This is a genomic window from Pseudomonas cuatrocienegasensis, assembly GCF_900110925.1.
Classification (GTDB): Bacteria; Pseudomonadota; Gammaproteobacteria; order Pseudomonadales; family Pseudomonadaceae; genus Aquipseudomonas; species Aquipseudomonas cuatrocienegasensis.
The window spans coordinates 45,781-69,814 of the sequence record NZ_FOFP01000005.1; the positions used below are offsets into that span (position 1 = coordinate 45,781).

24 protein-coding genes are annotated in these 24,034 nt (G+C 62.6%); 11 read left to right on the forward strand and 13 right to left on the reverse strand.

The window, feature by feature from the left end; translation table 11 throughout:
- Nucleotides 1–11: 11 nt before the first annotated feature.
- From pheA to mtnA, 4 genes are all read right to left on the reverse strand, one after another.
- Nucleotides 12–1,118 (reverse strand): prephenate dehydratase, encoded by a 1,107-nt coding sequence (gene pheA / locus BMW49_RS08720; protein ID WP_167362793.1) that lies wholly within the window; start codon nt 1,116–1,118, stop codon nt 12–14.
- Entirely contained in the window at nt 1,118–2,203 is a 1,086-nt protein-coding gene (gene serC / locus BMW49_RS08725) for a 3-phosphoserine/phosphohydroxythreonine transaminase (RefSeq protein WP_069518385.1), read from the reverse strand. The genes pheA and serC overlap by 1 nt, the downstream gene beginning before the upstream one ends.
- A 131-nt stretch (nt 2,204–2,334) precedes the next feature.
- On the reverse strand, nt 2,335–5,121 hold the full coding sequence (gyrA, locus tag BMW49_RS08730) for a DNA gyrase subunit A (protein ID WP_069518190.1): 2,787 nt from the start codon (nt 5,119–5,121) through the stop codon (nt 2,335–2,337).
- 231 nt (nt 5,122–5,352) lie between these two features.
- Entirely contained in the window at nt 5,353–6,429 is a 1,077-nt protein-coding gene (gene mtnA, locus BMW49_RS08735) for an S-methyl-5-thioribose-1-phosphate isomerase (RefSeq protein ID WP_069518192.1), read from the reverse strand.
- Between the two features lie 144 nt (nt 6,430–6,573).
- Here mtnA and BMW49_RS08740 point away from each other — a divergent pair, with 144 nt between their 5' ends.
- The 5 genes from BMW49_RS08740 (at nt 6,574) to BMW49_RS08760 (ending at nt 11,365) form a co-directional block, all read left to right on the forward strand.
- Nucleotides 6,574–7,893, forward strand: a complete 1,320-nt coding sequence (locus BMW49_RS08740; RefSeq protein ID WP_069518194.1) for a TRZ/ATZ family hydrolase — start codon at nt 6,574–6,576, stop codon at nt 7,891–7,893.
- A 120-nt stretch (nt 7,894–8,013) separates the two neighbouring features.
- Nucleotides 8,014–8,712, forward strand: a complete 699-nt coding sequence (gene ubiG, locus BMW49_RS08745; RefSeq protein WP_069518387.1) for a bifunctional 2-polyprenyl-6-hydroxyphenol methylase/3-demethylubiquinol 3-O-methyltransferase UbiG — start codon at nt 8,014–8,016, stop codon at nt 8,710–8,712.
- Entirely contained in the window at nt 8,712–9,383 is a 672-nt protein-coding gene (mupP, locus tag BMW49_RS08750) for an N-acetylmuramic acid 6-phosphate phosphatase MupP (protein ID WP_069518196.1), read from the forward strand. Before ubiG ends, mupP begins: the two co-directional genes overlap by 1 nt.
- Before the next feature lie 104 nt (nt 9,384–9,487).
- The gene (locus BMW49_RS08755) at nt 9,488–10,228 is read left to right on the forward strand and encodes a YciK family oxidoreductase (protein WP_069518198.1); all 741 of its coding nucleotides are present in this window, start codon (nt 9,488–9,490) and stop codon (nt 10,226–10,228) included.
- 210 nt (nt 10,229–10,438) lie between these two features.
- Complete coding sequence (locus tag BMW49_RS08760; protein ID WP_069518200.1) at nt 10,439–11,365, forward strand: GGDEF domain-containing protein; 927 nt, start codon at nt 10,439–10,441, stop codon at nt 11,363–11,365.
- Nucleotides 11,366–11,616: 251 nt separating this feature from the next.
- Here the strand turns inward: BMW49_RS08760 and rluB are convergent, their stop codons facing one another.
- From rluB to BMW49_RS08795, 7 genes are all read right to left on the reverse strand, one after another.
- The gene (gene rluB, locus BMW49_RS08765) at nt 11,617–12,825 is read right to left on the reverse strand and encodes a 23S rRNA pseudouridine(2605) synthase RluB (RefSeq protein ID WP_069518202.1); all 1,209 of its coding nucleotides are present in this window, start codon (nt 12,823–12,825) and stop codon (nt 11,617–11,619) included.
- Between the two features lie 124 nt (nt 12,826–12,949).
- Nucleotides 12,950–13,138, reverse strand: a complete 189-nt coding sequence (locus tag BMW49_RS08770) for a DUF1289 domain-containing protein (RefSeq protein WP_069518204.1) — start codon at nt 13,136–13,138, stop codon at nt 12,950–12,952.
- Between the two features lie 248 nt (nt 13,139–13,386).
- Entirely contained in the window at nt 13,387–14,181 is a 795-nt protein-coding gene (gene scpB / locus BMW49_RS08775; protein WP_069518206.1) for an SMC-Scp complex subunit ScpB, read from the reverse strand.
- A gap of 1 nt (nt 14,182) precedes the next feature.
- Nucleotides 14,183–14,881: a segregation and condensation protein A gene (locus tag BMW49_RS08780; RefSeq protein ID WP_167362796.1), complete on the reverse strand. Its 699-nt coding sequence runs from the start codon at nt 14,879–14,881 to the stop codon at nt 14,183–14,185.
- A gap of 146 nt (nt 14,882–15,027) precedes the next feature.
- Nucleotides 15,028–16,206, reverse strand: coding sequence for a nucleotidyl transferase family protein (locus tag BMW49_RS08785; RefSeq protein ID WP_083251707.1), 1,179 nt, complete (start codon nt 16,204–16,206; stop codon nt 15,028–15,030).
- Nucleotides 16,207–16,273: 67 nt separating this feature from the next.
- Nucleotides 16,274–16,900 carry an L-threonylcarbamoyladenylate synthase gene (locus tag BMW49_RS08790; protein ID WP_069518212.1) on the reverse strand — a complete coding sequence of 209 codons (627 nt, stop codon included), beginning with the start codon at nt 16,898–16,900 and terminating at the stop codon, nt 16,274–16,276.
- Between the two features lie 13 nt (nt 16,901–16,913).
- Nucleotides 16,914–17,777 carry a PHP domain-containing protein gene (locus BMW49_RS08795; RefSeq protein ID WP_069518214.1) on the reverse strand — a complete coding sequence of 288 codons (864 nt, stop codon included), beginning with the start codon at nt 17,775–17,777 and terminating at the stop codon, nt 16,914–16,916.
- A gap of 160 nt (nt 17,778–17,937) precedes the next feature.
- Here BMW49_RS08795 and BMW49_RS08800 point away from each other — a divergent pair, with 160 nt between their 5' ends.
- The 5 genes from BMW49_RS08800 (at nt 17,938) to BMW49_RS08820 (ending at nt 21,386) form a co-directional block, all read left to right on the forward strand.
- The gene (locus BMW49_RS08800) at nt 17,938–18,237 is read left to right on the forward strand and encodes a YciI family protein (protein ID WP_069518216.1); all 300 of its coding nucleotides are present in this window, start codon (nt 17,938–17,940) and stop codon (nt 18,235–18,237) included.
- A gap of 29 nt (nt 18,238–18,266) precedes the next feature.
- A complete protein-coding gene (locus BMW49_RS08805; protein WP_069518218.1) occupies nt 18,267–18,665 on the forward strand; it encodes a translation initiation factor 2 in 399 nt (132 codons plus the stop codon).
- Between the two features lie 6 nt (nt 18,666–18,671).
- Nucleotides 18,672–19,352, forward strand: a complete 681-nt coding sequence (locus tag BMW49_RS08810; RefSeq protein WP_069518220.1) for a response regulator transcription factor — start codon at nt 18,672–18,674, stop codon at nt 19,350–19,352.
- A 210-nt stretch (nt 19,353–19,562) separates the two neighbouring features.
- Nucleotides 19,563–19,973, forward strand: coding sequence for an LTXXQ domain protein (locus BMW49_RS08815; RefSeq protein WP_069518225.1), 411 nt, complete (start codon nt 19,563–19,565; stop codon nt 19,971–19,973).
- A gap of 84 nt (nt 19,974–20,057) precedes the next feature.
- Nucleotides 20,058–21,386: a sensor histidine kinase gene (locus tag BMW49_RS08820; protein ID WP_069518227.1), complete on the forward strand. Its 1,329-nt coding sequence runs from the start codon at nt 20,058–20,060 to the stop codon at nt 21,384–21,386.
- 5 nt (nt 21,387–21,391) lie between these two features.
- Here the strand turns inward: BMW49_RS08820 and BMW49_RS08825 are convergent, their stop codons facing one another.
- Both BMW49_RS08825 and BMW49_RS08830 read right to left on the reverse strand, forming a co-directional pair.
- The gene (locus tag BMW49_RS08825) at nt 21,392–21,955 is read right to left on the reverse strand and encodes a nitroreductase family protein (protein ID WP_069518229.1); all 564 of its coding nucleotides are present in this window, start codon (nt 21,953–21,955) and stop codon (nt 21,392–21,394) included.
- A gap of 81 nt (nt 21,956–22,036) precedes the next feature.
- On the reverse strand, nt 22,037–22,396 hold the full coding sequence (locus tag BMW49_RS08830; RefSeq protein ID WP_069518231.1) for a YkgJ family cysteine cluster protein: 360 nt from the start codon (nt 22,394–22,396) through the stop codon (nt 22,037–22,039).
- A gap of 178 nt (nt 22,397–22,574) precedes the next feature.
- Between BMW49_RS08830 and BMW49_RS08835 the strand changes: the two genes are divergently transcribed.
- The gene (locus tag BMW49_RS08835; RefSeq protein ID WP_069518233.1) at nt 22,575–24,029 is read left to right on the forward strand and encodes a TrkH family potassium uptake protein; all 1,455 of its coding nucleotides are present in this window, start codon (nt 22,575–22,577) and stop codon (nt 24,027–24,029) included.
- Nucleotides 24,030–24,034: the final 5 nt, after the last annotated feature.

A 24,034-nucleotide genomic window follows, 5' to 3' on the forward strand; every position in this document is an offset into this window, starting at 1 on the left:
CCAGGCACCACTCAAAGTACCGCCTTGGGATAGGAGCCCAGCACCTTGAGCGCCACGGCTTCCTGGTTCAGCTTTTCCAGCACATCCTTGATCAGCGGGTCACGGTGGTGGCCGACGAAGTCGATAAAGAACACGTAGGTCCACTTGCCACTACGCGACGGACGCGTCTCGATACGCGTGAGGTCGATGCCGTTGTTGTGGAACGGCACCAGCAGTTCATGCAGCGCGCCAGGCTTGTTGCGCATGGAAACGATGACCGAGGTCTTGTCGTCGCCGGTGGGCGGGACTTCCTGGCTGCCGATGATCAGGAAGCGCGTGGAGTTGTCCGGGCGATCCTCGATCTTTTCCGCCAGCTTGGTCAGGCCATACAGGCTGGCCGCCATGTCACCGGCGATAGCCGCGCTATTCCACTCGCTTTTCACCCGCTTGGCGGCATCGGCATTGCTCGACACGGCCACGCGCTCGACATTCGGGTAGTGCGCATCCAGCCACTTGCGGCACTGGGCCAGGGACTGGGCGTGGGAGTAGATGCGGGTAATCTTGTCGGTCTGGGTGGTTTCCCCGACCAGCAGGTGATGGTGGATGCGCAGCTCCACCTCACCACAGATAACCATGTCGTGCTCGAGGAAGCTGTCGAGGGTGTGGTTGATCGCGCCCTCGGTGGAGTTTTCCACCGGCACCACGCCAAAATTCACCGCTCCGGCAGCGACCTCGCGGAACACCTCATCAATCGCGGCCATGGGCACACTGATCACGGCGTGACCGAAATGCTTCATCGCCGCGGCCTGGGAGAACGTACCCTCAGGGCCGAGGTAAGCGACCTTCAGCGGGTTTTCCAGCGCCAGGCAGGAGGACATGATCTCGCGGAACAACCGCGCCATTTCCTCATTGCCAAGAGGGCCTTGATTGCGCTCCATCACGCGCTTGAGCACCTGCGCTTCGCGCTCGGGCCGGTAGAACACCGGCTTTTCACCGACGGGCAGGGATTTCATTTTGACCCGCGCGACTTCTTCGGCGCAGCGCGCACGGTCGCTGATCAGCTCGAGAATCTTCTCGTCGAGGCCATCGATGCGCAGGCGCAGCGCTTGCAGCTCCTGCTCGGAGATTGCATCCGTCATCAACCGTGCTCCTTCTCGAACTCGCCCATATAAGCGACCAGGGCCTCAACCGCATCCAGGCCCACCGCGTTATAGATGGAGGCACGCATGCCACCCACCGAGCGGTGCCCCTTGAGGTTGAGCAGGCCGCGTGCATCGGCACCGGCAAGGAACGCCTTGTCCAGCTTCTCGTCAGCCAGGCGGAACGGCACGTTCATCCAGGAGCGGGCGTTGTGGGCGATGGGGTTGCTGTAGAAATCGCTGGTATCGATAGCCTTGTACAGCAGGCCTTTCTTGGCGCGGTTGATCCGCTCCATGGCGGCCACCCCACCCTGCTCCTTCAGCCATTCGAATACGAGGCCGGACAAGTACCAGGAGAAGGTCGCCGGGGTGTTGTACATCGAGCCGTTATCGGCGGCGATCTTGTAGTTGAGCATGGTTGGGCAGACGCTGCGGGCACGGCCGAGCAGGTCTTCACGGACAATGGTCACCACAAGGCCGCTGGGGCCGATGTTCTTCTGTGCGCCAGCGTAGATCAGACCGAACTTCGACACATCGATTGGACGCGAAAGGATGTCGGAAGACATATCCGCCACCAGCGGTACGTCACCGACTTCGGGGACCCAGTCGAACTGCAGGCCACCGATGGTTTCGTTGCTGGCGTAGTGCAAGTAGGCGGCGTCTTTCGACAGCTGCCACTCGTTCTGCCCGGGGATAGCGAAGTAGTCATAGGCCTTGGCACTGGCAGCCACATTGATGTTGCCGTAGCGGCTGGCCTCTTCGATGCTTTTCTTCGACCAGATACCGGTGTCGATGTAGTCGGCGACACCGTCTTCAGGCAGCAGGTTGAGCGGGATTTCAGCGAACTGTTGGCTGGCGCCGCCTTGCAGGAACAGCACCTTGTAGTCGGACGGAATCTCCATCAGATCACGCAGGTCCTGCTCGGCCTTGTGCGCAATGGCGGTGTATTCGTCACTGCGATGGCTCATTTCCATGACCGACAGGCCTTTGCCCTGCCAATCGAGAAGCTCAGCCTGGGCGCGCTGCAGAACAGCTTCGGGGAGCGCGGCAGGGCCGGCGCAGAAGTTAAAGGCTCGCTTGCTCACATCCACTCTCTCTCAGATTCACCGAACACCACCCTCCCGACGAGGGCACATGCACTGCCTTGCCAACAGTTGACACATACGGCCCAAACGACCTGCCTGCCACGGCCTCACAGCCGTGGCAGGTGACACCCTTAGGCGTCGCGCTCTTCCTCGGCCTGCTCGCCAGCGTCTGCGACCGGCTCATCGCCAAGCGCCTCATCGGCCTCGACTGGGGCAATCGGGTTGCCCTCTTCGTCCAGCAACAGTTCCTCGGCGTCTTCGTCCTCGGAAGGCTCCTGTACGCGCTCGATGCCCACCAACTTCTCGTCCTTGGCCAGCTTGATCAGGGTCACGCCCTGGGTATTGCGGCCCAGGCTGGAGATTTCGCTGACGCGGGTACGCACCAGTGTGCCCTGGTCGGAGATCAGCATGATTTCCTCACCGTCGAGCACCTGTACGGCGCCCACCAGCTTACCGTTACGCTCGTTGCTGACCATGGCGATCACGCCCTGGCCGCCACGACCGCGACGGGGGAACTCAGCCATTTCGGTACGCTTGCCGAAGCCACGCTCGGAAGCGGTGAGGATTTGCGCCTCGGCTTCAGGGATCAGCATGGAAATGATGCGCTGACCTTCAGGCAGGCGCATACCCCGCACACCGCGCGCCGTACGACCCATGGTGCGCACTTTGCTTTCTTTGAAGCGGATGACCTTGCCACCGTCGGAGAACATCATCACGTCGCGCGCGCCATCGGTCACGGCCGCGGCGATCAGGGTGTCATCCTCGTCCAGCTTGAGGGCAATCAGGCCCGAGCTGCGCGGACGGCTGAACTGCACCAGCGGAGTCTTCTTCACGGTGCCTTTGGCGGTGCTCATAAAGATGTAGGCGCCGGTCGGCTCGTCTTCACCTTCGCCATCTTCGGCGTCATCACCTTCGGCCAGGTCTTCGATTTCTTCCTGCTCGACGAGCACGCCTTCGATGTCCTCAACCTCATCACCGGCCTGCTCACGCAGCGCCTCAAGGTCGACCTGCAGCATGGCGGTGATGCGTTCACCCTCGCTCAACGGCAGCAGGTTGACCATCGGCCGGCCACGGGAGGCACGGGACGCTTCGGGGATTTCGTAGGTCTTCAGCCAGTACACCTTGCCCTTGCTGGAGAACAGCAACAGCGTCGAGTGGCTGTTGGCGACCAGCAGGTGCTCGATGTAGTCCTCATCCTTGATCCCGCTGGCAGACTTGCCACGGCCACCGCGACGCTGGGCCTGGTAGGCGGTCAGCGGCTGACTCTTGGCGTAGCCGGTGTGGGAAATGGTCACCACACGGTCTTCTTCGGTGATCAGGTCAGCCAGCGAGAGGTCCATGCGCGAGGCGACGATTTCGGTACGACGGGCATCGCCGAACTCGGCCTTGACGCTCTCCAGCTCTTCGCGGATGACTTCCATCAGGCGCACGGCGCTGGTCAGGATGCGGATCAACTCGCCGATCTGGGTAAGAATCTCCTGGTACTCGGCCAGCAGCTTCTCGTGTTCCAGGCCGGTCAGGCGGTGCAGACGCAGCTCAAGGATCGCCTGGGCCTGCTCCGGCGACAGGTAGTACTTGCCGTCACGCAGGCCGTACTGCGGATCGAGGTTTTCCGGGCGGCAGGAATCGGCACCGGCGCGCTCGACCATGGCTTCCACCGCGGTGGACTCCCAGGGCGTGGTGATCAGCGCTTCCTTGGCTTCGGCCGGGGTCGGCGAGGCCTTGATCAGCGCGATCACCGGGTCGATGTTGGACAGGGCGACCGCCTGGCCTTCAAGGATATGCCCGCGCTCACGCGCTTTGCGCAGCTCGAACACGGTACGCCGGGTGACGACTTCACGGCGGTGCAGGATAAAGGCTTCGAGCATGTCCTTGAGGTTAAGGACCTTCGGCTGACCGTCTATCAGCGCCACTACGTTGATGCCGAACACGCTCTGCATCTGCGTCTGGGCGTAGAGGTTGTTGAGCACCACTTCTGGCACTTCACCACGGCGCAGTTCGATCACGATGCGCATGCCGTCTTTGTCGGACTCGTCGCGCAGCTCGGTGATGCCTTCGAGCTTCTTCTCTTTCACCAGCTCGGCGATCTTCTCGATCAGCCGGGCCTTGTTCAGCTGGTACGGCAGCTCGCTGACGATGATCTGCTGACGACCGCCGACCTTGTCGATGTCTTCGATGATCGCCCGGGCACGGATATAGATGCGCCCGCGACCGGTACGGTAAGCCTCGACGATGCCGGCACGGCCGTTGATGATCGCCGCAGTCGGGAAATCGGGGCCCGGAATGTACTGCATCAGGTCGTCGATGCTGAGTTCAGGGTTGTCAATCAGCGCCAGGCAGCCGTCGATCACTTCACTCAGGTTGTGCGGCGGAATGTTGGTCGCCATGCCCACGGCGATACCGCTGGAACCATTGACCAGCAGGTTGGGCACTTTGGTTGGCATGACCGCCGGGATCATTTCGGTGCCGTCGTAGTTCGGCACCCAGTCCACGGTTTCTTTATGCAGGTCGGCCAGCAGCTCATGGGCCAGCTTGGTCATGCGCACTTCGGTGTAACGCATGGCCGCGGCGTTGTCGCCGTCGACCGAACCGAAGTTACCCTGACCGTCGACCAGCAGGTAGCGCAGGGAGAATGGCTGCGCCATCCGCACGATGGTGTCGTACACCGCCGTATCGCCGTGCGGGTGGTACTTACCGATGACGTCACCGACCACACGGGCGGACTTCTTGTACGCCTTGTTCCAGTCGTTACCCAACTCGCTCATCGCGAACAGCACGCGGCGGTGCACAGGCTTGAGGCCGTCACGGGCATCCGGCAAGGCGCGCCCGACGATCACGCTCATCGCGTAGTCGAGATAGGACTGTTTGAGTTCGTCTTCGATATTGACCGGGAGGATTTCTTTGGCCAGTTCGCCCATGAGTAGCCTGGTTCCTTTTTCTGGTGATGCCCCGCGCGATTCATGCTGAACCGCTCGAAGCGCGCCGCCATGGCTCTATGCCAGTAACGACTCACGACAAATCAATGAGTTATGCCATGTAACTGCGCAGTTTGGGCGCCTCATCTGGACGCCCCTGTAAACCGCCGGAGATTACCACAAACACGGCTTCGCACCTATCCCCGAGCGCGGCTCGCGCTGTACATCGACTGCTTAGTGAAGGCGCTTGCGGCACATCAGTTGTGCCAGCTTGTCCGCATCAGGGCGATCAATCACGCCCTTCTCGGTCACCAGGAAATCGATCAGGTCCGCTGGCGTCACATCAAAAACCGGATTCAGCGCCTCGATGCCGATATCCAGGCGCCGCCCATCGATCTCCAGCAGTTCACTGTCATCGCGGGTTTCCAGCACGATGTCATCGCCACACTCGGTTGCCATGTCGATGGACGAACTCGGAGCGACCACCATAAAGCGCACGCCGTGATGCATGGCGTTGACGGCCAACTGGTAGGTGCCGATCTTCGCCGCCACGTCGCCATTGGCCGCAATGCGATCAGCACCGACGATAATCCAGGTGATGCCACGGGTTTTCAGCAGATGCGCCACCGCCGAATCGACACTCACGGTCACCGGCACGCCATTACTCGCCAACTCCCATGCGGCCAGGCGCGCACCCTGTAGCCAGGGACGGGTTTCACCGACATAAACACGTTCGACCAGGCCATCCAGAAAGGCCGCCTGGATCACCCCCTGGGCCGTACCCACCCCAGCCGTAGCCAACGCACCCGTACTGCCGTGGGTGAACAAGTTCTGCAAATTGCCCTGGTGCTTGCGAATCAACTCCAACCCCAACTGAGCCATGGTCAGATTGGCCTCACGGTCACTCAGCTCGATGCCCCGGGCAGCCTCTTCGAGCGCTGCCAAAGGCTCAGCGGCATCGACCAAGCGCGCCAGGCGCTCGCGCATACGCGCCAACGCCCACTCCAGATTGACCGACGTGGGCCGGGCCGCCGCCAGCAGCAGCAGATCCACCTCCAGCGTCTGACGCCAGTCATTGCCTTGCGCCAGACGTGCTCGCGCACCGAGCACTACGCCATAGGCTGCCGCAATACCAATGGCGGAAGCGCCGCGCACGACCATGGCCTGAATCGCCAGCGCCACTTCCGCCGCCGAGGTACAGGCATGCCAATACTCCTCGAACGGCAGCCGGCGCTGGTCGAGCAGATACAGAGCATCCTGACGCCACTCGATGCCCTTGACCCGCCCTGCGGCCAGCAATTGCTCGCGCATCCTTCACCTCATCTCGGAAAAAGCCACGCAGTATACGCAGGCCGAGCCTGCCTGGCGTCCTGCGCGGTGGCCAGCCGACGGTTTGTGGCTTCAAGGCCAAGGCGTTCCACTATAAACTCACACCTTTTAAGCAAGGCCTTCCCCATGACCGATGCACCGCTCGACCTGCTTCTGCTGCCGACCTGGCTGGTCCCTGTCGAACCCGCTGGCGTGGTGCTGCATGAGCATGGCCTGGGTGTGCGCGATGGGCAAATTGTGCTGATCGCACCGCGTGATCAGGCCCTGCGCCACCCGGCCCGCGAGGTTCACGAACTGCCTGGCCGCCTACTGGCGCCAGGCCTGGTCAATGCCCACGGGCATGCCGCCATGACCCTGTTTCGCGGCCTGGCGGACGATCTGCCGCTAATGACATGGCTGGAGCAGCACATCTGGCCGGCCGAAGCCAAGTGGGTCAACGAAAGCTTCGTCCGCGATGGCACCGACCTGGCTATCGCCGAGCAGATCAAGGGCGGTATCACCTGCTTCTCGGACATGTACTTCTTCCCCAACGTTGCCAGCGAACGCGTGCATGCCAGCGGCTTGCGTGCGCAGATCACCATCCCCGTACTGGACTTTCCGATCCCCGGCGCCCGTGACTCCCAGGAAGCGCTGCGCAAAGGCCTGGAGCTGTTCGGCGACCTCAAGCATCACCCACGCATCAAGGTCGCCTTTGGCCCCCATGCGCCCTACACGGTGAGCGACGACAAGCTCGAAAGCATCCGCGTGCTCGCCGAAGAGCTGGAAGCTGGCATCCACATGCATGTCCACGAAACCGCCTTCGAGGTTCAACAGAGCCTGGAGCTGCATGGCCTGCGCCCCCTGGCCCGACTGCAGCGCCTGGGTCTTCTGGGGCCGCGCTTTCAGGCTGTGCACATGACCCAGATCGACGATGACGACCTGGCCATGCTGATGACCAGCAACACCAGCGTCATCCACTGCCCAGAGTCCAACCTCAAGCTGGCCAGCGGTTTCTGCCCGGTCGAGCGCCTCTGGCAAGCCGGCGTCAATGTCGCGGTAGGCACCGATGGCGCGGCCAGCAATAACGACCTGGACCTGCTCGGCGAAACCCGCACGGCGGCCCTGCTGGCCAAAGCGGTCGCCGGCTCGGCTACCGCCCTGGACGCCCATCGCGCCCTGCGCATGGCCACGCTAAACGGCGCCCGCGCCCTGGGCCTGGAACAGCAAATCGGCTCCCTGGAACTCGGCAAGGCTGCTGACCTGGTGGCATTCGACCTGCGCGGCCTGGCTCAGCAACCTATCTACGACCCCGTTTCGCAGCTGATCTATGCCAGCAGCCGCCATTGCGTGGAACACGTCTGGGTCGGTGGCAAGCAGCTGCTTGACGCCGGCCGCCTGACGCGCCTCGACGAAGCCGCACTGATCGAAACCGCTCAAGCCTGGGGCCAGCAAATCGCCGCGCGCTGACTGCACCGGCTGGCTGCGACAAACTGACATACACTGGCTCGCATCGCCGTGCCCACTGCACACCAGGAAACTGGCACCATGCATGCCAGGCCTTCTGCCACCGTCTACTCAGGGATCATCATGAGCAACGTCGACCACGCTGAAATCGCCAAATTCGAAGCCCTCGCCCACCGCTGGTGGGACCGCGAAAGCGAGTTCAAACCCCTGCATGACATCAACCCGCTGCGGGTCAACTGGATCGACGAGCGCGTCGGCCTGGCCGGCAAGCGTGTACTGGATGTGGGCTGTGGCGGCGGCATTCTGAGCGAGGCCATGGCCTTGCGCGGCGCGACTGTGACCGGCATCGACATGGGTGAAGCGCCACTGGCAGTGGCCCAGCTGCATCAGCTCGAATCCGGCGTACAGGTGGATTACCGGCAGATCACCGCCGAGGGCTTGGCCGAAGAAATGCCGGGCCAGTTCGATGTGGTCACCTGCCTGGAAATGCTCGAGCACGTGCCTGACCCGTCCTCGGTAATCCGCGCCTGCCACACCCTGGTCAAGCCCGGCGGCCAGGTGTTTTTCTCGACCATAAACCGCAACCCCAAGGCCTACCTGTTCGCAGTGATCGGTGCTGAATACATCCTGCGCCTGCTGCCGCGCGGCACCCACGACTTCAAGAAATTCATCCGCCCCTCCGAACTGGGCGCCTGGAGCCGCGCCACCGGCCTCGAAGTCAAAGACATCATCGGCCTGACCTACAACCCGCTGACCAAGCACTACAAGCTGGCCAACGACGTTGACGTCAACTACATGATCCAGACGCTCAGGGAGGGCTAATGCGCTTACGTGCCGTGCTGTTTGACATGGACGGTACGCTGCTCGACAGCGCGCCGGACTTCATCGCCATCTGCCAGGCCATGCGCGCCGAGCGCGGACTGCCAGCCATTGCCGACAAACTGGTACGTGACCAGGTGTCCGGGGGCGCGCGGGCGATGATCGCCGCAGCGTTCGCCCTGCCTCCTGAAGATGCCGCATTCGAGCCCCTGCGCCTGGAGTTTCTCGAGCGCTATCAAGAGCACTGCGCAGTGCTTACACGCCCCTTCGACGGTATCGATGCGCTGCTTGCCGACATAGAGGCCGCTCACCTGCGCTGGGGTGTGGCCACCAACAAGCCGGTGCGCTTTGCCGAACCGATCATGCAGCGCCTGGGCCTGGCAGAGCGCTGCGCCACGCTGGTGTGCCCCGACCATGTCAGCCAGAGCAAGCCAGACCCTGAGATGCTCCTGCTGGCCTGCCGCCAGCTCGGGCTGCAACCGGCGCAAATCCTGTTTATCGGTGACGACGCCCGCGATATCGAAGCCGGCCGCGCTGCGGGCTGCCGTACCGCCGCCGTGACCTACGGCTACATCCACCCGGACGACAACCCTCGTCACTGGGGGGCGGACGTAGTCGTCGATCACCCACTGGAACTGCGCACGGTGCTGGATCAGGCGCTGTGCAGTTGCTAAGCAGCTCAAGCTGCAAGCTGATACAGAATACCTGGCCGTATTCCGCGCCATATTAAATTTGAAGCTTGAAGCTTGAGGCTTGAAGCTCTCCCCAAGGAGCCCCCATGTTCGATTACACCGCCCGCCCCGACCTGCTCAAGGGTCGCATTATCCTGGTCACCGGTGCCGGGCGCGGGATAGGCGCCGCTGCCGCCCAGAGTTTCGCTGCCCACGGTGCGACCGTCCTGCTACTGGGCAAGACCGAAGAAAACCTGACCCGCGTGTATGACGCCATTGAAGCGGCTGGCCATCCGCAGCCGGCAGTGATTCCGTTCAACCTGGAAACTGCGCTGGCGCACCAGTACGACGAGCTGGCTGCAATGATTGAAGCCGAATTCGGTCACCTCGATGGCCTGCTGCACAATGCCTCGATCATCGGCCCACGCACGCCGCTCGAACAGCTGTCCGGGGACAACTTCGCCCGTGTCATGCAGGTCAACGTCAACGCGGCGTTCATGCTCACCAGCACGCTGCTGCCGCTGCTCAAGCTGTCGAGGGATGCCTCGGTGGTGTTTACCTCCAGCAGCGTCGGACGCAAGGGCCGCGCGTACTGGGGCGCCTATGCGGTGTCCAAGTTCGCCAACGAAGGCTTGATGCAGGTGCTGGCCGACGAAGTCGAGGGTATCGCGCCGATGCGCGCCAACAGCGTCAACCCAGGCGCCACGCGCACTGACATGCGCGCCCAGGCCTACCCCGGAGAAAACCCGGCGAATAACCCCACGCCTGAGTCGATCATGCCGGTGTACCTGTACCTTATGGGGCCTGACAGCACAGGTGTGAATGGACAGGCCTTCGACGCCCAGTGAGACCTGCGACAGGAATTTGTCACGCACCCGACCCGACCGGCAAAAGCCTGCCGGAGTCGTGGCAAAACAATGGCACTCTTACCTGGGCAGCCCCCACATAAAACCAATAAGTTTATGATTTAAAAGGATTTAAATCATAAACAAAACGATTGGCACGGAATTCGCTCTAACCTCTGCATTGCCGCTCTACTGCGCCAGAGGTCAGCGTTCATGGTTACCACCAGCCAAAACAACACCATCGATTTCGATGCTGCCAAGCTACAGCGGCTGGGCTTTGCCAGCACAAACGCACGCTCGTTGCGCCCTATCGGGCTGGCACAGCTGCGCCAACAGCTCGGCTTACAGCTGCAGACCTCGCTGGATGCAGAACGCACGCTCAAACTGTTCTTCACCGAGGTACAGCGCCTGGTTGCCCTTGATGCCATGGGCTACCAACACGGCACCAGCGATCTGCGCCTGGAGCTCGGGGAGCGAGCCACTCATTCGGCAACTTACCGTCTGACGCACGAAGGCGAACAACTGGGTGAGCTGGTTTTCCGCCGCCGCATACGCTTTTCCGATGAAGAACTCGGACAGCTGGAGTCGCTGCTCGCCGCGTTGATCTTTCCGCTGCGCAACGCCCTGCTCTACCGCGCCGCGATCCAGAGCGCCATGCGCGACCCGTTGACCGACACCGGCAACCGCGTGGCCATGGACCAGATTCTCAAGCGCGAGGTTGATCTGGCGCGGCGCAACCTGCAACCGCTGTCTCTGCTAATGCTTGACCTGGACCACTTCAAACAGGTCAACGACACCTATGGCCACAGCGCCGGTGACGAGGTGCTCAAGGCAGTAGCCAGCACGCTCAAGCAACTGCTGCGCAACGTCGATATGGTATTCCGCTATGGCGGCGAAGAATTCCTGGTACTGCTGTCCGGTACCGCCGCCGAGTCCGCAAACATGGTTGGCGAGCGCCTGCGCCAGGCTGTTGAAGAGCTGCAATGTGTCGCCCAAGGCAAGACCATCGACCTGTCGATCAGCCTGGGCTGCGCAACCCTGCTACCAAGCGAATCAGTCGAGAGCCTGTTACGCCGCGCCGACGAGGCGCTCTATGCCGCCAAACGCAGTGGCCGCAACCGTGTGACCATGGCCGGATAGGTCTGCGGCCCTCAAATAAAACTGGCTGTTGCAACGCTAATTAGGCGTGTGTAGGAGCGAATTTATTGGCGATTGCGTCGTGATTATCACGAATAAATTCGCTCCTACAGAGGGGCAACAGCCAATGGGACAGAACCTAAAGAAAACCCCTCGTACGCAACGCGGCCGAGGGGTTTTTAAGTTATGCCAGTATCACAGCGATGCACATCTTCCAGGAGCCGCGCCTGCAATAGGCGCGGTCAAACCAACACTTACTGAGGCTTGCGCGGGCCGCGGCCGAAGCCAGGGCGCTGACCTTCGCCGGTGGGCTGACTGCGGCGCTTGACGGGCGCACCGGCCGGCTTGCGGCTTGGCCGCTCGCTTAGCTCCGGCGACGAGCGGGTTTGTCCTGGCTTGCTTGGACGATTGCGATTGACATCACTCGGCCGCTCAGCCACAGGCGTACCCTTGCCAGCCTGCCCACGGGAACCACGCGCGGCGCTATCGTCACGCGCCGGACGTGGCGTACGGGGTGCCCGTTCGCCCTCAGGACGACTGGTGCGGCCACGGCTCGTATCGCCTTCCACCGGGCCGCCATGGGCCGGGCGCAGGGTGCGCGCCGGGCGCTCGCCGCGGCCAACCGGCTTGGCCGATTTACGCTGCAGGCGATCAAGCTTGTCGCGGGTCTTTTCCTTCATATCCGGCAGAGCAACCGGCTTGAGGCCAACTTCCTCGCTGAGGATGTCCACCTCGCGCTGGCTCATTTCACGCCAGCGGCCCATGGTCAGATCTGAAGTCATGAACACCGGACCAAAGCGCACGCGCTTCAGACGGCTGACCACCAAACCCTGGGACTCCCACAGGCGGCGCACTTCGCGGTTACGGCCTTCCATCACCACGCAGTGGTACCAGTGGTTGAAGCCTTCGCCGCCCGGTGCTTCCTTGATGTCGGTGAACTTGGCCGGGCCGTCTTCGAGCATCACACCGGCTTTCAGCCGTTCGATCATCTCTTCGTCGACTTCGCCACGCACGCGCACCGCGTATTCGCGGTCCATCTGGTAGGACGGGTGCATCAGGCGGTTGGCCAGCTCACCGTCGGTGGTGAACATCAGCAGGCCAGTGGTGTTGATGTCGAGGCGACCGATATTGATCCAGCGGCCTTCTTTCGGCCGTGGCAGACGGTCGAACACGGTCGGACGCTTTTCCGGGTCGTCGCGGGTACAGATCTCGCCATCGGGCTTGTTATAGATGATCACGCGGCGCACCGTTTCGGCGGCTTCTTCACGCTTGATCAGGCGACCATCGATGGCGATGGCGTCATGCAGGTCGACACGCTGGCCGAGGCTGGCCACGCTACCGTTGACCTTGACCCGGCCGGCGCTGATCCACGATTCGATCTCGCGACGCGAAGCCAGGCCCATACGTGCCATGACCTTCTGCAGTTTTTCGCCTGCGGGGCTGTATTCTTCGGATTCACTCATCTGGGCACCTCCCGGTGTTTTCTCTGGTGATGGATGACGCGGGGTCATCGAAGGGCCGCGGAGCATACGCCAATCGCGGCGTTTACGCACCTGCTCACTCAGGCTAGCAGATGCCCCGCAGCCCTCAGTTTTTTCGCCGACCGGTGGCGGCCAGCCCCAAAAGTCGCATATCGGCTTCGGCCAAGAGCGCCCGACGCTCCGGCTTGTCGAGTTTCTTCCAGGCTTTGATTTCGGCCTTGCGCAGTCCGCAACCGACGCAGATATCCTGTTTGAACGCGCACACCTTGATACAGGGGTTCTTCAAGTCAGCCATGGGCGGGGGCACCTCACTCGCCAGGATTGACGCTCACCCTAACGCCCAAGGTAAATGCGAACCAATCAAAAGCGACTATCGGTCTTATGCCAAATCTATGCATGGTCAGCTAGTAAATAGCTTGGAGAAGCGTATAGGGCGCCACACTTTATTCGCGAGATTCGCAGCACAATCGCGAATAAGTTCGCTCCTACACGAAGCTGACTCGGCGCCTCTTCAACCAGCAACGACCTCACCAATGCAAGGGCTCAGGCTTGAGCGGGGTCGCCCGGTGTATCAAGCGACTGCTCCTGATCGGCGTTGGCGTCCGCCGCTTCATCGGCCTCGCGCAGGTCATCGAAGTCGGTCTTGAGGCCCTGCTCCATGGCATCCAGCTCGGCCAGCAGGCTGCTGAAGCTGGGCTGCGCGGCGGCAGGCTCGCCGGGTTCATCTGCCAATGCCAAGTGGGCAAGGGCCTGCAAGCTAGCGGGTACGGGCGCGTCTTCAAGGTCCAGTACGGGCTCGGGCTCCAGTTCGCGCAGGGCGGCCAGGGGCGGCAGCTCGTCGAGGTTCTTCAGGTTGAAGTGATCGAGAAACGCCCGCGTGGTGGCGAACATGGCCGGGCGCCCGGGTACATCGCGGTGGCCCACCACGCGAATCCACTCGCGCTCGAGCAGGGTCTTGACGATCTGGCTGTTGACCGCCACACCGCGAATGTCTTCGATCTCGCCACGGGTGATCGGCTGGCGATAAGCGATCAGCGCCAGGGTCTCCAGCATCGCCCGTGAGTAGCGCTGCGGGCGCTCCTCCCACAGCCGGCCGACCCAGGGCGCATAGCGCTCGCGCACCTGCAGACGGTAACCCGAGGCCACCTCGACCAGCTCGAAGGCGCGACCCTCGCAAGACTTGCCGAGGTGGGCGATGGCCTTCTTGAAAACTGCCGGGGCGGGCCGTTCGGCTTCCTCGAACAGCTCGTAGAAGCGCTCCAGCGATTGCGGCTTGCCCGAGGCGAGCAGAAAGGCTTCGAGCAGGCTGGCCAGTTCGCGAGGTTCGTTGAGGTTCATGTCATTCAGCTCGTGCACGCACGTGGATGGGACCAAAGGCGTCATTCTGCACCAGCTCGACCAGCGATTCCTTGATCAGTTCGAGCACCGCCATAAAGGTCACCACCACCCCGAGCTTGCCTTCTTCAGCGCGGAACAGGCTGACAAAGGGCACAAATCCACCGCCCTTGAGGCGCTCCAGCACTTCGCTCATGCGCTCACGGGTCGACAGGGCCTCGCGGGTAACCTGGTGACTCTCGAACATATCGGCGCGGCGCAGCACCTCGGCCATGGACAACAGCAATTCTTCCAGGCTGACGTCCGGCAGCAACTTGCGCGCCTTGGCCTGGGGCGCATCCAGACGCGGCACGGTCAGGTCACGACCGACTCGCGGCAAGCTGTCGATGCCCTCGGCGGCGACCTTGTAGCGCTCGTATTCCTGCAGCCGGCGGATCAGCTCGGCGCGCGGGTCGTCCTCTTCGGCCTCAGCCTCGCTGGAGCGCGGCAGCAACATGCGCGACTTGATCTCGGCGAGCATGGCGGCCATCACCAGATACTCAGCGGCCAGCTCCAGGCGCACCGATTGCATCAACTCGACATAGCCCATGTACTGGCGGGTGATTTCCGCCACGGGGATATCGAGGACATCGATATTCTGCTTGCGGATCAGGTACAGCAGCAGGTCCAGCGGGCCCTCGAAGGCTTCGAGAAACACTTCCAGCGCATCGGGCGGAATGTACAGATCCAGCGGCAATTCGGTGACCGCCTGGCCGTAAACCAGGGCAAATGGCAACTCCTGCTGGGCGCCGGCCTGGCTATCGGGTGCATCCTGGGTGGCGGAGGCGGTCATGGCGGTCTCGTAATGGTTCAGCGGTAATTCAGGCCCAGGGCCTGACGAACATCGACCAGGGTATCGCGCGCCTCGCTGCGCGCGCGTTCGGCACCATCGGCGAGGATCCGCTGCACCAGCAGCGGGTTGTCACGGTACTCCGCACCACGCGCCTGCAACGGCGCCAGCTCGGCATTGATGGTCTCGATCAGCGCGGCCTTGCAGGTTTGGCAGTCGCCGCCAGCTGCGCGGCAACCCGATTCGATCTGCTCGCCATTGACGGCGCCGGCATAGGCCTGGCGCAGTTGCCAGACCCGGCATGTCTCAGCCTCGCCCGTTGCATCCGCGACGACAGCGATACGTTGAATTTTTTCTTCAACGACCGCCGGGCTGTCGGACAGGAAGATCGCATTGTCGGCACTGCGGCTCATCGGCAAGCCATCCAGCCCCGGCAGACGCAGTGTGTCACCGATCAGCGCCTGGGGCTCGGGCAGCAGCACCCGCGCGCCACCCTCCAGATAGCCGAACAAGCGCTCGCGGTCACCCAGGGTAATGGTTTGCTGCTCTTTGAGCAGTGCCCGCGCAGTGTTCAGCGCCTCATCGTCACCTTCGAGCTGATAGGCACTGCGCAGACGGCGGTACAGCGCGCCGGTCTTCTTGCCGAGCTTGAGAATCGCCGCCTCGGCCTTGGCCTCGAAGTCTGGCTCACAGCCGTAGTGCTGGTTGAAACGCTGGGCCAACTCACGGGCAAATGCCACGTGCGCCAGTTGATCACCACCAACCGGCACCAGGCCGGCGCGATAAAGCAGAATATCGGCGGCCTGCAACAGCGGGTAGCCGAGGCGGCCGTAGGTCAGGGCGTCGTTCGGCGGGCAGGATGGCAACCGCTGCAGCCAATCCAGCGGGCAGGCCATCGACAGCAGCAGGTGCAGTTCGGCGTGCTCCGGCACCTGCGACTGGACGAACAGAGTCGCCGAGCTGGGGCTGACTCCGGCCGCCAACCAGTCGAGGGCCACATCCAGAACAGCATCGCCGAGCCGGGCGCCGACCTGCTGGTCGACGCTCAACGCATGCAAGTCAGCAATGCAAAAGAAACACTGGTAGCTGTGCTGCAGCTGTGTCCAGCTCTTCAGCACGCCATGGTAGTGCCCGAGGTGTAACGGGCCTGTAGGGCGCATGCCGGATAGCACGCGACGTTCGGAATCGACCAGACTCAAACCGGATGACCTGCCTGAACAAAGGAAGCGCGAGTATAGCGAGCCTGCCACCCGCTAGGGCAAGCCATCAGCCGGCGCTGAACGGAGCCGGGTCGCCGCAGCCGATGCGGATCACCTCCGGCTCGTCCTCCAGCAAGCTGACCACGGTGGACGCCTCCACCCCGCCGAAACCGCCATCGATGATCAGGTCGACCTGACGTTCGAGCAGTTGGCGCATCTCGTAGGGGTCGCTCATGGGCAGGGTTTCACCCGGCAAAATCAGGCTGACGCTCATCAGCGGTTCGCCCAGCTCTTCGAGCAATGCCTGGGCAATCGGGTGTTCCGGCACACGCAAACCGAGGGTACGACGCTTGGGGTGCAGGAGCATGCGCGGCACTTCACGAGTGGCATTGAGGATAAAGGTGTAGGGGCCGGGGGTATGGGTCTTCAACAGGCGGAATGCAGCGGTGTCGACCTTGGCGAAGGTGCTCAGTTGCGAGAGGTCGCGACACACCAGGGTGAAGTTGTGTTTGTCGTCGAGCTGGCGCAGGCGGCGAATGCGGTCGACGGCGCCCTTGTCACCAATGTGGCAGCCCAGGGCATAGGAGGAATCCGTCGGGTAGACCACCACGGCGCCGCCGCGAATCAGCTCCACCGCTTGTTTGATCAGACGCAGCTGGGGGTTTTCCGGATGGACCTGAAAAAATTGGCTCACAGTGACTCCCTGTTCAGATAATGGCCGGCTGCTGGACATGCTCGAAACGCATCCACAATGGCGAAAGATCATCCGGCAGCGGGCGGTAGAGGCCCAACTCCGACCAGTCTCCCGGCACATGAAAGTCGCTGCCGGCACTCGCCTGCAAGCCGAACTCGCGCACCAGGATGGCCAGGCTGCCGATCTGCTCGGGCGGCTGCAGGCCGTTGACTACCTCCAGCGCATGCCCGCCACCTGCGGCGAAGGCGGTGACCAGCTTGCGTCGCTTGGTGCGGGTGAAATCGTACTGCCAGGGGTGCGCCAGGCTGATCCAGGCACCCGAAGCGCGCAAGGTCTCCAGGGTCTGTTCCAAGCTTGGCCAATGCTGCTTCACATCACCCAGTTTGCCTGAGCCCAACCACTTGCGAAACGCCTCGGCACGGTCCTTGACGTAGCCGGCCTGCACCAGAAAATCCGCGAAATGTGGTCGCGCCGGCGCATTGCCGCTGTCGCCCAGAGCCTGCTGAATGGCGCGAGCCCCATCCAGGGCACCGGGCATGCCTTTGCTTTCCAGGCGCTTGCCAATCTCCACGGCGCGCAGCCAGCGGCCTTCATGCAGCTGGGCGATGGCCGCACACAGGGCCGGCGCGTCCTGGGCAAAGCCATAGCCCAACACATGGATGGTCGCCCCGCCCCATAGGCACGACAGTTCAATACCGTTGACCAGCTGCAGGCCGAGCTCATCGGCAGTAGCGCGGGCCTCATCCAGCCCCTCGAGGGTGTCGTGGTCGGTCAGGGCAAGCAGCCGCACGCCCCGGGCGTGTGCCCGGGCCACGACCATCGACGGCGGCAAGGCGCCATCGGAGGCTGTGCTGTGGCAATGCAGGTCAACTTCCATAGGGGGCGCTTTCTCGAAGATTCATGTTTGTTATTATGCCTCCAGACGCACATTCTTGCTGTCATCACTCAACAATTCCTCGACTTTGCAGATACTTGCTGGTTTTCTGCGCTACGGCCCGCTTGTGCTTTCGCCCTTTTTGCGGCCCATAAGGACTGACATGCTCTACGCCATTATCGCCACCGATGTCGCCAACTCCCTGGACAACCGTCTTGCCGCCCGCCCGGCCCATCTGGCCCGCCTGGAACAGCTAAAAAGCGAAGGCCGTCTGGTGCTCGCCGGTCCACACCCTGCTGTGGACAGCAACGACCCAGGCACAGCTGGGTTCTCCGGCAGCCTGATCGTCGCCGAGTTCGAGTCGCTGAATGCCGCACAAAGCTGGGCCGATGCCGACCCCTACCGCGCAGCCGGCGTCTACGCCTCGGTGCTGGTCAAACCCTTCAAGCGCGTTCTGCCCTAACTTCGGCCACTCGGAAATCTGGAGTTCCCATGCGTTCAGGTCTGCTGTCGTTGCTCCTTTTTGCCTTGTGCCTGCCGGCCCACGCCGAGCAGTCGCCTCCCCCCGCAGCAGATCCGAGTACAGCCCTGCAGGCCCAGCTGGACGAATTGAGCCAGCGTCTGGCACTGAGCGAACAGCAGCGCCAAGCCTTGGCCGCCGAACTCGAAGCCGGTGCGGTCGAACGCGAAAGCGCGCAAGTCGCGCGCCTGCGCCAGGAAACCCAACGCCTCAAGCTGCAACTCAAGCAGGCTCAGGCCAATGCACCAGACCGTCTACTCAGCGAACAGCAGACCTGGTTCGCCATTGGCGGCGGCGCCAGCTTACTAGGCGTGCTCTTGGGTGCCCTGCTGCGCGGCAAGCGCAGCTCCCGCCGCGAATGGATTAACTGAGTCGCCATGAGTAACAACCTGCTACTGATCGACGATGATGTCGAGCTCTGCGAGCTGCTTAGCCACTGGCTGACCCAGGAAGGCTTCAGCATCACTGCTTGCCATGACGGCCAGAGTGCGCGCCAGGCACTGGGCGGCCCGGCACCTGACGCCGTGGTGCTGGATGTCATGCTGCCCGACGGCAGCGGCCTGGAACTGCTCAAGCAATTGCGTAGCGACCATCCGGAGTTGCCCGTGCTGATGCTCTCGGCTCGCGGGGAGCCGCTGGACCGTATTCTTGGCCTGGAGCTGGGCGCCGATGACTACCTGGCAAAGCCCTGCGACCCCCGCGAGCTGACCGCCCGCCTACGCGCGGTACTGCGCCGCAGCGCGCCACCTGCGGTCTCCAGCCAACTGGAACTGGCCGACTTATGCTTCAGCCCAGCGCGCGGTGTAGTCAGTATCGGCGAGCACGAGGTACTGCTGACACTGTCTGAAAGCCGTGTGCTCGAAGCCCTGTTGCGCCAGCCCGGTGAGCCGGTGGACAAACAAGCCCTCGCGCAACTGGCATTGGGCCGTAAGCTGACACTCTACGACCGCAGCCTGGACATGCACGTCAGCAACCTGCGCAAGAAGCTTGGCCCCCACCCCGATGGTCGCCCGCGCATCCTCGCATTGCGCAGCCGTGGCTATTACTACAGCGCCTGAGAGGGATGGCTCGGACCATCTGGCTATTGTAGGAGCGAATTTATTCGCGATAGATGTCGTGAATTTCGCGAATAAATTCGCTCCTACAGGATGGCTGTAACAGACCTAGCCTTTACCCAAGCTTTACCCAGGCCTGACCGCCCTTGACCTTGACCGCCCTAGACTGAGCACATCCGGTAAATGACCGGTTTCGAGACAAGGAGAGACACCATGCGCAAGATTCTTACCGCTGCTCTGCTGGCCCTGACCCTGCCTACCCTCGCAATGGCCATGCCCGATGCCGGCCCGCGCCACGGTGGTGACCATGGCGGGCGGATGTTCAAAGAGCTGGACCTGAGCAAGGAACAGCACCGCGAATTTCGCAAACTCATGGGCGAGCAGATGAAGAGCCGCCACGAGATCAGCAAACGCTACCTCGATAAGCTGCCGGCTGCCGAAAAGCAGGCTATGCAGGATGAGCTCAAGGCCTCTCAGGCCAAGCAACAGGCCGCCATGCGTGACCTGCTCAAACCCGAGCAGCAGAAAGCCTTCGACGAGCACCTGAAGAAAATGGCAGAACGCCGCGCTGAACGTGCCGAGTTCAAAGCCTGGAAAGAACAGCAGGCCAGCAAAACCCAGTAAATGGGCTGAGCACTCCCCCGACCCGTCCCGCCTCCCGGTGTGACGGGTTTTGTTCGTTAAACCCTCAGCCAAGAAGAGGTTTTCATGCGTTCATTGTTCTGGCGAATCCTGGCCAGTTTCTGGCTGGCCATCGCCGTAGTCGCCGGCCTGTCAATGCTGTTGGGCCGCGCCATGAATCAGGACGCCTGGATTCTCAGCCGCCACCCGGCTCTGGACAACCTCGCCGAGCGCTGGACGAAAGCCTACGAGACCCAAGGCCCGGCTGCTGGCCAAGCCATTCTGGAGCGGCGCAAGCGCGAGGCACGTATCGATATCCAGGTGCTGGACGACAACGGCCAGCCGCTGGTCAAGGGGACTTTCCCGCCCCGTGCCGCAGCCTTCGAGGCACGCCAGCAGAATCGCCGCCTGCCCTGGCGGCGCCTGACCGCCGATTACACCAGCCCAGAGAGCGGCGAAACCTACCTGTTCATCTACCGTATTCCCATGCCAGAGCTGGATGCCTGGCACCGCGGCAGCCTGTTCTGGCCCCTCAGCGCTCTGGGCATCGCCCTGGTAGTACTGACCCTGTTCAGCCTGCTGCTGACCCTGTCGATCACCCGCCCGCTCAATCGCCTGCGCGGCGCCGTGCATGACCTGGGGCAGACGGCTTATCAGCAGAACAGTCTGGCGCGCCTGTCACGACGACGCGACGAACTGGGCGTGCTGGCCACCGATTTCAACCGCATGGGCGCACGCCTGCAGGATTTGATCAGCAGCCAGCGCCAACTGTTGCGCGATGTCTCCCATGAACTGCGCTCACCCCTGGCACGTCTGCGCATCGCCCTGGCCCTGGCCGAACGTGCCGAGCCGGCCGAGCGCGCGCTGCTGTGGCCGCGCCTAAGCCGCGAATGCGACCGCCTGGAGGCCTTGATCAGTGAAATTCTTGCCCTGGCCCGCCTGGATGCCGACAGTGGCGCATCCAGCCAAGTGGACCTGCCGGGCATGCTGGCGCGCCTGCAGAGCGAAATGCCCCAGGCATTTCCTGGCCAACGCATCGAGCTGCAACTCGAACCCGGCCTGCACCTGACGGGCTGGCCGGATATGCTCGAACGTGCATTGGACAACCTGCTGCGCAACGCCTTGCGCTTCAACCCAGCCGAACAACCCGTCGTGCTCAGCGCCAGCCGCGACGCCGGGCAGTTACGCCTGAGCGTCCGCGATCATGGGCCTGGTGTAGCCAGTGAACACCTGCAACGCCTTGGCGAGCCCTTCTTCCGCGCGCCCGGCCAGACGGCTCCGGGGCACGGCTTAGGTTTAGCCATCAGCCGCCGCGCCGCCGAGCGCCATGGCGGTCGTCTGGAACTGGCCAATCACCCCGATGGCGGTTTTATCGCCAGCCTGGTATTGCCGCTTACTCCGGCACTTGGGCAGTAAAAGCTTTACGCAGACGGCCAGGCGCTGACGAAGTCCTCGATGACCGCCTGGGGCGCTGTGCGCGGTTCACGCTCCGGGGTACCGATATAGAGAAAGCCCAGGTTCTGCTCGCCGTCACCCAATCCAAGCCCGGCATTGACCCAGGCGTCATAGGCCATGTCGCCGGTGCGCCAGACCGCGCCGAGCCCTTGTGCATGGGCCGCCAGCAGCATGCCATGGGCCGCACAGCCCACCGCCAGCACCTGCTCCTGGGTCGGCACCTTGGCATGCGCCTGGGTGCGGGCAATCACCACTACCAGTAGAGGGGCCCGCAGCGGCATGTTGCGGGCTTTATTCAGCGCCTCCTCGGCAGTCTGCGGATTCTTGCGCAACAACGCTTCGGCAAAGAGCTCGCCCAGTTGCTCACGCGCCTCACCCTCGATAGTCAGAAAACGCCAGGGCCGCAGTTGACCATGATCAGGCGCGCGCAGCGCAGCACGAAACAGCTGTTCGCGCTGTGCGGCATCCGGCGCCGGTTCGCACAGGCGAGGAACGGAAACGCGGTTGATCAGGGCATCGAGGGCATCCATCGGCCTACTCCAGACAGGTCAAAAGCGCAGTGTAGAGCCTGTCTCACTGCGCTTGGGAGAAAAACCGTACATCGCGCGCGCTCAGGCCACGCGCTCAGGCGCTACATGAGGCTGCAAAGGCGGCAGTCCATGGGCCTTGCGCGCCTCATCGCAATGCGGATTGTGCTCGCCGTTGACCCAGGAAGCCTCGAACTCCCTGCACGTACTGGAGCGCTGTTCGTACAGGGTGCAGCGCACACCCTGACCAACATCGCCAAGCAAGGCCGTACAGCGTACCGGCTTGTGCTCGGTGCCACGCATGGCCACCCGATGCGGGGTGATCAGTACTACCTGCTCATCCGGCACGCAGCCACCGGCCGATTGGCACTCACCCCAGAAGAAGGACACACGAAAATGCGCGCAGCAGGCGCCGCACGTAAGACAAGGATTGCTTTCGGACATGATTAGGGTCTGTTGACGTTTCGTTGCACGCCGCGTTGCTGCGCAACCCATAGGGCCGGCACCTGGCGGCTATTCTATGCAGCGCCATGGCGTTGTAAAGCCCCGTATGTTCGCGGTTTACAGCGCCATTGACGCAGGTAGAATGGCGCCCTTTATCGCCCCTTCGCGAGCTTTGCTCATGGCCTTGCCGACGCTACGCATTATCGGTTTCATCCTCGGCATCTTTCTCATCACGCTGGCTGTGAGCATGCTGATCCCCATGTTCACGCTTATGGTCTATGAGCGCACCGACGACATCGGCGCCTTCCTCTGGTCGAGCCTGATCACAGCGGTGACCGGCCTCGTCCTGCTCGCCAGCGGACGCCCGCAGAACGCCCAATTGCGCCCGCGCGACATGTACCTGCTGACCACCGGCAGCTGGCTGGTGGTGTGCATTTTTGCGGCCTTGCCGATGATGCAGATCCAGCACATGAGCTATACCGATGCCTTCTTCGAAACCATGTCGGGGATCACCACCACCGGCTCGACGGTCTTGGTCGGTCTCGATCATGCGTCACCAGGCCTGCTGATCTGGCGCTCGATGCTGCACTGGCTGGGCGGTATCGGTTTTATCGGCATGGCCGTGGCCATCCTGCCGTTGCTGCGCGTAGGTGGTATGCGCCTGTTCCAGACCGAGTCCTCCGACTGGGGTGAAAAGGTCATGCCGCGCTCGCACATGGCGGCCAAGTTCATCCTGTTCATCTACATCGCCTTCACCCTGCTCGGCACCCTGGCATTCTGGCTGGCCGGCATGAGCGGTTTCGACGCCCTAAACCATGCGATGGCATCGATTTCCACCGGCGGCTTCTCCACCTCCGACCAATCTCTGGCCAATTGGACTCAACCCGCCGTGCATTGGGTTGCCGTGGTGTTCATGATGATCGGCGCCCTGCCCTTCACACTGTACGTGGCCACCCTGCGCGGCAATCGTCAAGCGCTGCTGCGCGATCATCAGGTACGCGGCTTCGTCGGTATGCTGGTACTGACCTGGCTGATATTTGGCAGCTGGCTGTGGCTGAACTCCGATTACGCCTGGCTGGACGCCTTTCGCATCGTTGCAGTCAATGTCACCTCAGTAGTCACCACCACCGGCTTTGCCTTGGGCGACTACACTCAGTGGGGCAGTTTCGCGGTACTGATGTTCTTCTACCTGACGTTTGTCGGCGGCTGCTCGGGTTCTACGGCCGGCGGTTTGAAGATTTTTCGTTTTCAGGTCGCCTATGTCCTGCTCAAGGCCAGCCTGCAGCAGTTGGTGCACCCGCGCGCGGTAATCAAGCAGCAGTACAACCACCACAACCTGGATGAGGATATCGTCCGCTCGCTGATCACCTTTTCGTTCTTCTTCACCATCACCATCGGCATCATCGCCCTGGCCCTGACCCTTACCGGCCTGGACTGGGTCACCGCCCTGACCGGCGCGGCCACCGCGGTGTGTAACGTTGGCCCAGGCTTAGGCCCAATCATCGGCCCGGCCGGCAACTTCGCCAGCCTGCCGGACTCAGCCAAGTGGATTCTCACCGCTGGCATGCTGCTCGGGCGCCTGGAAATTCTCACTGTACTGGTGCTGTTCACCCGCGCCTTCTGGAAACACTGACCCGC

Excerpts from the sequence above, each read along its gene's own strand:
- BMW49_RS08770 (WP_069518204.1), bottom strand. The coding sequence starts at position 13,138 with ATGGCTGACTTGAAGAACCCCTGTATCAAGGTGTGCGCGTTCAAACAG.
- scpB (WP_069518206.1), bottom strand. The coding sequence starts at position 14,181 with ATGAACCTCAACGAACCTCGCGAACTGGCCAGCCTGCTCGAAGCCTTT.
- ubiG (WP_069518387.1), top strand. The coding sequence starts at position 8,014 with ATGAGCAACGTCGACCACGCTGAAATCGCCAAATTCGAAGCCCTCGCC.
- BMW49_RS08820 (WP_069518227.1), top strand. The coding sequence starts at position 20,058 with ATGCGTTCATTGTTCTGGCGAATCCTGGCCAGTTTCTGGCTGGCCATC.
- gyrA (WP_069518190.1), bottom strand. The coding sequence starts at position 5,121 with ATGGGCGAACTGGCCAAAGAAATCCTCCCGGTCAATATCGAAGACGAA.
- BMW49_RS08755 (WP_069518198.1), top strand. The coding sequence starts at position 9,488 with ATGTTCGATTACACCGCCCGCCCCGACCTGCTCAAGGGTCGCATTATC.
- BMW49_RS08815 (WP_069518225.1), top strand. The coding sequence starts at position 19,563 with ATGCGCAAGATTCTTACCGCTGCTCTGCTGGCCCTGACCCTGCCTACC.
- BMW49_RS08810 (WP_069518220.1), top strand. The coding sequence starts at position 18,672 with ATGAGTAACAACCTGCTACTGATCGACGATGATGTCGAGCTCTGCGAG.
- BMW49_RS08740 (WP_069518194.1), top strand. The coding sequence starts at position 6,574 with ATGACCGATGCACCGCTCGACCTGCTTCTGCTGCCGACCTGGCTGGTC.
- pheA (WP_167362793.1), bottom strand. The coding sequence starts at position 1,118 with ATGACGGATGCAATCTCCGAGCAGGAGCTGCAAGCGCTGCGCCTGCGC.
- mupP (WP_069518196.1), top strand. The coding sequence starts at position 8,712 with ATGCGCTTACGTGCCGTGCTGTTTGACATGGACGGTACGCTGCTCGAC.
- BMW49_RS08795 (WP_069518214.1), bottom strand. The coding sequence starts at position 17,777 with ATGGAAGTTGACCTGCATTGCCACAGCACAGCCTCCGATGGCGCCTTG.
- BMW49_RS08830 (WP_069518231.1), bottom strand. The coding sequence starts at position 22,396 with ATGTCCGAAAGCAATCCTTGTCTTACGTGCGGCGCCTGCTGCGCGCAT.
- BMW49_RS08835 (WP_069518233.1), top strand. The coding sequence starts at position 22,575 with ATGGCCTTGCCGACGCTACGCATTATCGGTTTCATCCTCGGCATCTTT.
- BMW49_RS08805 (WP_069518218.1), top strand. The coding sequence starts at position 18,267 with ATGCGTTCAGGTCTGCTGTCGTTGCTCCTTTTTGCCTTGTGCCTGCCG.
- mtnA (WP_069518192.1), bottom strand. The coding sequence starts at position 6,429 with ATGCGCGAGCAATTGCTGGCCGCAGGGCGGGTCAAGGGCATCGAGTGG.
- BMW49_RS08825 (WP_069518229.1), bottom strand. The coding sequence starts at position 21,955 with ATGGATGCCCTCGATGCCCTGATCAACCGCGTTTCCGTTCCTCGCCTG.
- BMW49_RS08760 (WP_069518200.1), top strand. The coding sequence starts at position 10,439 with ATGGTTACCACCAGCCAAAACAACACCATCGATTTCGATGCTGCCAAG.
- BMW49_RS08800 (WP_069518216.1), top strand. The coding sequence starts at position 17,938 with ATGCTCTACGCCATTATCGCCACCGATGTCGCCAACTCCCTGGACAAC.
- rluB (WP_069518202.1), bottom strand. The coding sequence starts at position 12,825 with ATGAGTGAATCCGAAGAATACAGCCCCGCAGGCGAAAAACTGCAGAAG.